General features: G+C 48.7%; 2 protein-coding genes and 1 pseudogene. All 3 read left to right on the forward strand.

Annotation, left to right across the window (positions count from 1 at the left end):
• Nucleotides 1-726: RHS repeat-associated core domain-containing protein (locus GYN01_RS22170; RefSeq protein WP_238936416.1), on the forward strand; the 726-nt coding region annotated here is incomplete at its 5' end.
• Nucleotides 727-736: 10 nt separating this feature from the next.
• Nucleotides 737-1,351 carry a hypothetical protein gene (locus tag GYN01_RS22175; protein WP_203307809.1) on the forward strand — a complete coding sequence of 205 codons (615 nt, stop codon included), beginning with the start codon at nt 737-739 and terminating at the stop codon, nt 1,349-1,351.
• A 263-nt stretch (nt 1,352-1,614) separates the two neighbouring features.
• Nucleotides 1,615-1,873 (forward strand): annotated as a pseudogene (locus GYN01_RS22180) (hypothetical protein); the annotation flags it as partial.

Genomic DNA, 1,873 nt, shown 5'->3' on the forward strand with positions numbered 1-1,873 from the left:
TTGGCCTGGTACCAGTGCGACCACTTGGGCACGCCACAAGAACTGACCGACCCCAACGGCCAAATCGCCTGGAGTGCGCAGTACAAAGCCTGGGGTGAAATAAAAGAACAGTGTTCGGAATGGGCGCAGCGTGAAGGGCTGACCAACCCGATCAGATTTCAGGGCCAGTACCACGATCACGAAACAGGGCTGCACTACAAGCGCTATCGGTACTATGATCCCCGGGTTGGGCGGTTTATCAGCAAAGACCCGATCAGCTATGCGGGTGGGTTGAATCTGTATGCGTATGCGCCGAATCCTACGGGGTGGGTTGATCCGCTGGGGCTAGCATCAAGCGCCGCAAATGCAACTCATATCACCTATCAAGGTATCGACTCAAAGACAGGGAAGCCTTATATAGGCTATGCAAGTATGCAAGGAAATAAAACAGGCACTGAGGTTTTAAAATATCGTTATGGCGGCGATTATTCACGTTTTGCAGGTGGTGCACCAGAAGTCTTATATACGGGACATGGCCAATCTGGAAAAGATACTGCCCGCGGGTTAGAGCAACGCCGTTTTGAGCAATTAGGCAGGCTTGAGGGAACTGCAAACAAACAAAATCCAGTAGGTGCTGGCAATGCACGAAATAAAGAGTATATGTCAGCAGCAGATAGCTATTTAGAAAAAGAGAACTTAAGTGGAGCCAAGTCGGGATTATCATGCAATTGCAAACTAAAAAAGTGAGGCTGGCACAATGAAAAAAAGAATAACTTGGAAAGCTGGCGCATTTATTGTGATCGAGCTTGAGAGCGGTCTATTTACAGTAGCTCAAATGATTGCAAGTGCGATCATGCGGTTTTATGATATAAAGTCAGACAAGGATGAGTGGGAAGATGTAAGCTGGCCTGAAGTAAAACCACTCTTCCAAGTATTCGTAGGAACTGTAGTTCAAAGAGATTTAGGTGTCAGGAAAATCGCTATTGAATCTATAGCTTCCCTCCATGACAATATCAATCCTTACTGGATAAAACCCTACACTTCGATGGACGCTCTACATTACAATGCCACTTCTAATAGCTTTCCATTCCTTGGAGGAAAGCTTATAGATCTAGGCATAGGTAATGATAGAGAAACTACAACAGCCCCAGTATTAAAGCTTGATTTGTCTGTATCCAAAGACAGAGAAACTATTGAGCTCTATGAGTTGACGAATATGTGGGGCAGTCATGACTTGAATGACAGATTGGTTAGGTATTTTAATACCGGAATTAACAGAGATGATCTTAAGTTTGAGGTATTTCCGGGGCTTTGGGTAGATCGCGAGAAACTTCGCCCTTTAACCCGCAGGCTGCCAGAGCCCCTCAGATAAAGCTGAATCTACGCCGACAGAGAGAGATGACATTCTCTGATACTACTCCGCAAACACAGCGATTAACCGATTGACGGTATTGGTCATAAAGTCACCTGTACTGGGGCGAGGCGGAGTTACGTAAGGCAGCGCGACTACTCCAAGGAAGGGATTACAGATGCCCCCGCGGACATGAAAACAGCGTGTCGTTCCGCACTGATTGCCAGTGGCCCGAAAGGCGCAGTCAACTGTTGAACCGCTACACCGTTCTTTAAAAACTGAGACTGTGCTGGGACTTGTTCGACCGTCTGGTGCGCTTTGAAGACAACATACTCCGCGTCGACTACGCCTACGACCCGCTGGGGCGGCGCCTCCATAAATACTCCAACGCCCACCACAAGCATCGACCGGAAGCCGGCTCGCACTGGAACCAAAACGAACAGGCGCGTAAACAACGTGAACTGGGTTGCGGCTTTACCCTGTTCGGTTGGGACGGAGACACCCTGGCCTGGGAAAGCAGCCCGGCCCAGGCCGATGGCACGG

The sequence above is a fragment of the Pseudomonas weihenstephanensis genome (assembly GCF_016812185.1).
Lineage (GTDB): Bacteria > Pseudomonadota > Gammaproteobacteria > Pseudomonadales > Pseudomonadaceae > Aquipseudomonas > Aquipseudomonas weihenstephanensis.

Bases quoted from the DNA above. Each gene is read 5' to 3' on its own strand.
- GYN01_RS22175 (WP_203307809.1), top strand. From the start codon at position 737: ATGAAAAAAAGAATAACTTGGAAAGCTGGCGCATTTATTGTGATCGAG.